The sequence below is a fragment of the Paenibacillus sp. OK003 genome (genome assembly GCF_900109515.1).
GTDB lineage: Bacteria > Bacillota > Bacilli > Paenibacillales > Paenibacillaceae > Paenibacillus > Paenibacillus marchantiae.
Window position 1 is genome coordinate 187,781 of the sequence record NZ_FOBD01000014.1, and the last position, 6,593, is coordinate 194,373.

The window sequence follows — 6,593 nt, forward strand, 5'->3', positions numbered from 1 at the left end:
TACGGAGGATGGAATCATGGCATTACTTACACGGAACAGGGGCGCATTGCTGCTGTTAATGTTTAATATTTTTCTCGTTTTTACAGGTATAGGTCTTGTTGTACCTATTATGCCTGCGTACATGGATCTACTGCATATCACCGGGTTCACGGTTGGTTTGCTGGTAGCAGCATTCTCCTTCACGCAGTTTCTGTTTTCTCCAGTTGCGGGCCGTTGGTCTGACATCTTGGGACGTAAAAAAATTATTGTTGGCGGCATGTTAATCTTTGCTGTATCGGAGTTTATGTTTGGTGCTGTGAATGCACCATCGCTGCTCTTCGCGGCCCGGATGCTTGGCGGAATCGGTGCAGCAATGATCTTCCCGGCAGTTATGGCGTATACCGCAGATATTACGACAGATGAAGAACGCGGTAGAGGCATGGGATTAATCAATGCGGCAATTACTACAGGATTTATTATTGGTCCGGGGATCGGCGGATATATCGCGGACTTTGGCATTCGGATTCCTTTCTATGCCGCAGGTATTGCAGGTTTGCTAGCATCCATCATTACATTGATTATTTTGCCGGAATCGACCAGAATTACCGGAGAGCAAACCAAACCTGTTGCGGGTGCACCGAAGGTCAAAAGCCCGGGCATGGTTTCCCAGTTGCTGCATTCGTACCGGGAGCCTTACTTTTTCAGTTTGATTATCGTATTTGTCATGGCGTTTGGTCTGGCTAACTATGAGACGGTCTTTTCTCTGTTTGTGGATCACAAATTTGGCTTCACCACCAAGGATATTGCATTCATTATTACCTTTGGTTCCATTGCGGGAGCTGTGGTGCAGGTCTCCATGATTGGCTGGCTGTTAAACCGGTTTGGTGAGAAAAAAGTCATTTCGGTCTGCTTGCTTTTTGTAGCCGTATTTGTACTGTTAACCTTGTTTGTGAATACCTACTGGATGATTCTTGTCGTAACGTTTATCGTCTTCCTTGGTATGGATATATTGCGTCCGGCAATCAGTACGCAGATGTCCAAACTAGCGGAAGAACAACAGGGCTTTGTGGCAGGACTGAACTCGGCGTATACCAGTTTGGGGAATATTGCAGGTCCGATCGTAGCTGGAGCACTATTCGATGTGAATATTAACTACCCTTACGTTTCGGCAGCTGCCGTTCTGGCAATCTGTTTCCTGTTATCCCTACGGGTACTCAGAGGGGCCAAAGCGATGAAACAACCGAAGGCTGAAATGTAATTGTTCGGAAAAGACGTAGGAGCATCGATTTTTGGTATAATAAGAAATGCTGGAAGTGAATTAGATGGGCTGGGTTGCATAACAAGTTACCGAGGACGGTCATTTTTAAGCATATACAGGATTATTGGAGTGATTACATGAGCAATGCAAAAGGAAAAGGCGGCACCGGCCGTGGTACGGGTAAAAAAGGCTGGAACCGCTGGCAAGCCGCCGCTAACCGGGCGAAAAGTGCCCCGAAGCCTTACAAAAGTAAAGGTACAAAGAAGAAGGACGATACCGAAACTTCAAGTGGCAAGCCCGAGTAAGTGTGGCTCGACGATGCCAGAGGAGAGAGCTACCTGACTATCGGGTGGGTCTCTTTTTGTTTGGAAATATAAAAATTAAATTGACAGTATTGTAGATATGGGAATAATATAGATCTTACGCAAATTAGATGGTAGTGCTACTATATGAAGAAAGGAGCATATCAGCATGCCTGTTAATATGGATGAAAATCCACTTGGACTGATTCTGTCACGTACGTATTTGGCTTACAAAAAAACAACCACCAGGAATTTGAGCGAACAGGATATTACTCCGGAACAATTTGCAGTTCTGAATGAATTGAGCAAGGCTGGAAGCCATATATCACAGAAGAAGCTGGCTGAATTAACCGTGCGGGATCAGACAACTGTAGGCAAAATTATAGACAAGTTGATTCGCAAAGGTCTGGTGATGAGAGAAGAAGATCCACAGGACCGCAGAGCGGTATTGCTTTATTTGACGGCGGAAGGGCTGGAAATGAATAACGTTCTAACACCAAAAGCAAAGCAGCAAGAGCAAGAGGCGCTCGCCGAATGTTCCCCTGATGAGCTCGAAGCTTTCTTGAATGTAATGAATCGGATCTATGAAAAGATGAAATAAATTTTTTTACCCTAATAGTTGCATGTGCATATATAGGTAGTGCAATTATTTTAATTTTAATCATTAGGAGTCGTGAACGAATGAAAAGCTTCAAAGAATTTCTCAAAGTACCACAGACGAAAATAGGGTTGGTTTTTGCATTAATCGTTCCATTGTTATTTGTTGTGATCTGGATGACGGGTTATCATCAGGCCACGGAAAGAGTGGATCAGCTTCAAGTTGCGCTTGTGAATGAAGATGGAACACAGGGAGCAGAGGTGCAGAAGCAGATTGAAACGCTCGCGCCTTTCCATGTCAATGTGCTGGATTCTGCCAAGGAAGCCGAGCAACAGATGAATGCAGGTCAATATGCGATGGTTATCGTTATTCCGCAAGGATTTGCTGACCGGATCGAAGGCGGGACAGATGCGAATTTATCTTTTTATATCAATCAGGGAAATGCGGATGTAGCCAAATCGATTGTGGAACACGCGGCGACAGGAATGACTACACAAATGGGTCAAGGGATTTTGGAGTCCAAGGTTCAAGTGACACTTAACCAGGAGAGTATCAACAACGATGAACTGAGTGCAGCTATTGGACAAGCGATGGCAAAGATGACTGAAGGGCCTGTGAAGGCTGAAATTAATAAAACGAACAGTGTAAGTGATTTTGCGACATCGATGCTGCCTATGATTCTGGGCTTTATCACCTATATTGCCACCATGACTATGAATATTCAGTTCAATATTACGTCGAACATCATGAAACGTAACCATTCCAAATGGGAAATCTTCTGGGGACGGCAAGTGCTGCTGTTGTGTATAGCTGTAATCGTTCCCCTTATTGTGGATACGGTGGCTCTTCAGTTTACGGATGTGGCGAGTTCCTTCGGCGCTTTGTATCTCTATCATGTGCTCGTATGTCTGGCTTGTATCTGTTTTACACAAATGAGTTTTGCCCTGTTTGGCAATGCAGGCCCTCTATTTAATGTAGCGATGGTTCCACTCCAGTTGATGACAGCGGGAAGTATCATTCCAGCCGAGATGCTGGCGCCATTCTACCGTTATATAGGGAACTTTCTGCCCGCTTCCAATGGGGTACAGGGCTTTATGCGTTTGATCTATAGTGGAGAAGCTGTGGGTGGGTTCATGCTACATCTTCTGTTGATCTCGGCTGTAACGTGGGGAATTACGCTGCTTCGTGTAGGTTTGCAAAAAGAAGCAGCACAACAAGCGCCAGTGTCCCCTGCAGCAGTGCAGACTCAACATTAATGTTGTATTTTATAACAATGTAATGACCATATCAAAAAGCGATTCACGAAGATTTAAACCTTCGTGAATCGCTTTTTACATAAGAAAAGCCATACTCAAACGGCAGCATCCAAGATTTAAAATTGGAGCGCCGGCTGAATCTGGCTTGAAAGGTGATGAATAATAAAAGTGATTCAGTTTGCTCTTACTTTAAAGAAGGAGATCAGTTCTTGCAATTGGCCCGATACAGCCGAGAGTTCATCAGAGGCGGCCACAATGGAAGCCATAGATGATTCCTGTTCGGCAATGGATTGCTCAATCTGTTTGCTGCTATGTGCTGCTTTGCTGACGCTCGCAGACAACTCATCCGCAGTAGCGGACATTTCCTGTGTACTGGCGGATATTTCTTCGGTCGAGCTGGAGATATCCTGAATTTGGTTCGCCACTTTGTTCGTAGCTGTCAAAATATCTTCAAAGAATTGACCCGTCTCCATGGTAACCTGAGAGCCCTTCTCTACTTCTTCAGAGCCAAGCTGCATGGCTTCGGCGGATTGTAGGATATCGCGCTGAATGCCGTCAATTAAGCTACGGATCTGTTTGGCAGAATCTTGAGACTGTTCAGCGAGCTTGCGTACTTCCCCTGCGACCACCGCGAACCCTTTTCCTTCCTCACCAACACGAGCCGCCTCAATGGAAGCATTCAGGGCGAGCAAATTAGTCTGATCCGCAATCTGCGTAATCATATTTACGATGCTGCTAATTTCGTTCGAGCGGCTTTCCAAAGACTGTATAGATTCCGACGTGTGCTTCACAGCACCGGAGATCAGTCTCATCTGTTCAACCACTTGTTGCATAATTTCATGGCCTGAATTAGAACGTTGTTCCATGCTTAATGCCTCATCCGCTACATCTGCCGAACTACTGGCAATCGTCTGCACAACGGTAGACATTTCAGTCATTGCTCGTGCACTTTCCACGCTGGCCTGATCCTGGGAGCGAAGGCCGTGAGAGATGTCCCGGATATTACTGCTGATCATCTGGATATTATCATTATTTTTCTCGGAAATATCCAATAATTTCTTGGATGAGTCAGAGAGGTGATAGGATGTCGTTTGGACTTTGAACATCGTATCATTAAAGCGCTGAATCATCGTATTAAATTTCTGATTGATAACTCCTAGATCATCTCGTCCCGTTTGGATAGTTACATCCAGATTGCCTGAGCTGGCAGCCTCAATACCTTTCATGAGTTCACGGATTGGCTTAAGTGTTTTCTTCAATAGAATATATTGTAGTACCATAAAGAGGATCAGGAAAACGATAAGGAAAATACAACTGTATGTAATCAGTTTATGAAGTCCTTTTGGAACTGCGCTTGCATCAACATCAAAGTAAATTGCGGCATAGGTATTGCCCTCGGCATTCTTGATCGGATACATAATTGTTGTCCAAGTGCCATAATCGTCGGTATAAAAGCTACTGAATCCGGGTTCACTGTCTACTTTCATATCCTCAAGAGCTTCAACAATTTGTGAGGATAAGGGATACATTGTACCTGCTGCCATATTGCCTTCTTCGAAGGACTCTACGAGACTGGTTGGAATCGCTATAATGGAGGTCTCATTTCCCTTTTCCAACTCCGTTCCAAAAATATAAGCCTGGGCGATATTGGGATAGAGTTCGTGAATTGAATCCAGATAGTCTCGAAGTACCTTTTGGGCAGTCCCGTCATAGCTTTTCTCATTCGCTGCTTCAAGAACCTTGCTTGTATCCAGATCATCAGACCATTTCTTCGTCGTTACCTCAGCCTGATCATATAACTGTTGAATCAAAATGCTTTTTTGGAACTGATATCCGGCTGTGATTAAAATAACGCCAATTAGCGTAATGCTGCCGAATGAAATAACGAGATTTTTAGCAAAGAAGGGAAGAGTACTCCACCTTATTTTATCTAACAACATAATCCACTCCTTTTTTCTAATTGTGACCATCTGGATGCGTGTTCGCTCTGCGTAGGGTGCTTCGTATCCATGTGATATATCGTAATAGGGTTAGATTAATGTTAGTTTTCTGAATGAAATTGATGCTTTAGGACCAAAGTTTTCAGAATTATTATCATTTCTTTCATTATTGTGTTCATAAATGAAAAATGCGCAAATCCATAAGGGTAATTTCATTAAATATTGAGATGATGGATTGCCAAGAAGATTAAAGTCCTTCATTTTGAGAAGTGAATTGTTGCCTGACATGTATATACATAAAGGGAAGAGAAGTTTATGTTGAAATAAAGATATGCGCATATATGAAATACATGAATACGCAAAATGACTCTAAAAAGAGACTTTGCGAATATCGAAAGATCACTGAACGATATCCTATTACTGTAATGAAAGACAGCAGTATATGAGATGAAGCTACATAATAAGTAGTGAAATTAATGTAAAAAAGTTTTTACGGTCCTACGTAGACAAACTGTTCATTAGTGCTTAGACGTTGGGACTACAGCTAATATAGAGGCCTTTCCATAGAACGCATAGAGCGTATCGCGAGATTCCGTTAGCTTAACAACCGCTGGAGTGCATTTAAAATAGGAGAGTAGATCAACTAAATGTAGTGGAATAAAATTAGTTTATAATATAGGTTGTAATTAGTAATAGAACGTGATATATTATTAGTCCGGCCAAGAAAACACGGGAAACACGGTGCGGCAAGCGAAACAACGAAGCTTCGAAAGAAACTTAAAAAAATGCTTGCAAAGTTGGTTTGGACGTGATAATATATAAGAGTTGCTGAAGAGAAATAACGACGGTGACTGAAACAAGTTTGATCTTTGAAAACTGAACAACGAGTGAGTAACGATCTTGCTTGCAAGATCGACGCTGAGAAATCGGTACAAGTCTTCGGGCTGTATGGTTTCGAAGCGAAATAAATGAGATTTTTAATCTCGTCAGTTTCAAAATGAGCTTATCGCTCTTTTCAATACCACCGATGATTTTCATAGCTTCTAACGATGCTGCTGAAATTCATCTTTATTGGAGAGTTTGATCCTGGCTCAGGACGAACGCTGGCGGCATGCCTAATACATGCAAGTCGAGCGGACTTGATGAGAAGCTTGCTTCTCGGATAGTTAGCGGCGGACGGGTGAGTAACACGTAGGCAACCTGCCCTCAAGTTTGGGACAACTACCGGAAACGGTAGCTAATACCGAATAGTTGTTTTCT

The 6,593-nt window shown here is 43.2% G+C and carries 5 protein-coding genes and 1 rRNA gene; 5 read left to right on the forward strand and 1 reads right to left on the reverse strand.

Going from position 1 to position 6,593, the window contains the following annotated elements; translation table 11 throughout:
- Positions 1–16 precede the first annotated feature (16 nt).
- The 4 genes from BMW94_RS21645 (at position 17) to BMW94_RS21660 (ending at position 3,393) form a co-directional block, all read left to right on the forward strand.
- Positions 17–1,237 carry an MFS transporter gene (locus BMW94_RS21645; protein WP_091000982.1) on the forward strand — a complete coding sequence of 407 codons (1,221 nt, stop codon included), beginning with the start codon at positions 17–19 and terminating at the stop codon, positions 1,235–1,237.
- A gap of 137 nt (positions 1,238–1,374) precedes the next feature.
- Positions 1,375–1,542 carry a DUF3934 family protein gene (locus BMW94_RS21650; protein WP_074093608.1) on the forward strand — a complete coding sequence of 56 codons (168 nt, stop codon included), beginning with the start codon at positions 1,375–1,377 and terminating at the stop codon, positions 1,540–1,542.
- Between the two features lie 166 nt (positions 1,543–1,708).
- Entirely contained in the window at positions 1,709–2,140 is a 432-nt protein-coding gene (locus tag BMW94_RS21655; RefSeq protein WP_091000983.1) for a MarR family winged helix-turn-helix transcriptional regulator, read from the forward strand.
- A gap of 80 nt (positions 2,141–2,220) precedes the next feature.
- Positions 2,221–3,393: a YhgE/Pip domain-containing protein gene (locus tag BMW94_RS21660; RefSeq protein ID WP_091000984.1), complete on the forward strand. Its 1,173-nt coding sequence runs from the start codon at positions 2,221–2,223 to the stop codon at positions 3,391–3,393.
- Between the two features lie 173 nt (positions 3,394–3,566).
- On the opposite strand, the gene BMW94_RS21665 is transcribed toward BMW94_RS21660, so the two are convergent.
- On the reverse strand, positions 3,567–5,333 hold the full coding sequence (locus tag BMW94_RS21665) for a methyl-accepting chemotaxis protein (protein WP_091000985.1): 1,767 nt from the start codon (positions 5,331–5,333) through the stop codon (positions 3,567–3,569).
- A gap of 1,068 nt (positions 5,334–6,401) precedes the next feature.
- Here BMW94_RS21665 and BMW94_RS21670 point away from each other — a divergent pair.
- A 16S ribosomal RNA gene (locus BMW94_RS21670) occupies positions 6,402–6,593 on the forward strand; the annotation flags it as partial.

Bases quoted from the DNA above. Each gene is read 5' to 3' on its own strand.
- BMW94_RS21655 (WP_091000983.1), top strand. From the start codon at position 1,709: ATGCCTGTTAATATGGATGAAAATCCACTTGGACTGATTCTGTCACGT.
- BMW94_RS21650 (WP_074093608.1), top strand. From the start codon at position 1,375: ATGAGCAATGCAAAAGGAAAAGGCGGCACCGGCCGTGGTACGGGTAAA.
- BMW94_RS21665 (WP_091000985.1), bottom strand. From the start codon at position 5,333: ATGTTGTTAGATAAAATAAGGTGGAGTACTCTTCCCTTCTTTGCTAAA.
- BMW94_RS21645 (WP_091000982.1), top strand. From the start codon at position 17: ATGGCATTACTTACACGGAACAGGGGCGCATTGCTGCTGTTAATGTTT.
- BMW94_RS21660 (WP_091000984.1), top strand. From the start codon at position 2,221: ATGAAAAGCTTCAAAGAATTTCTCAAAGTACCACAGACGAAAATAGGG.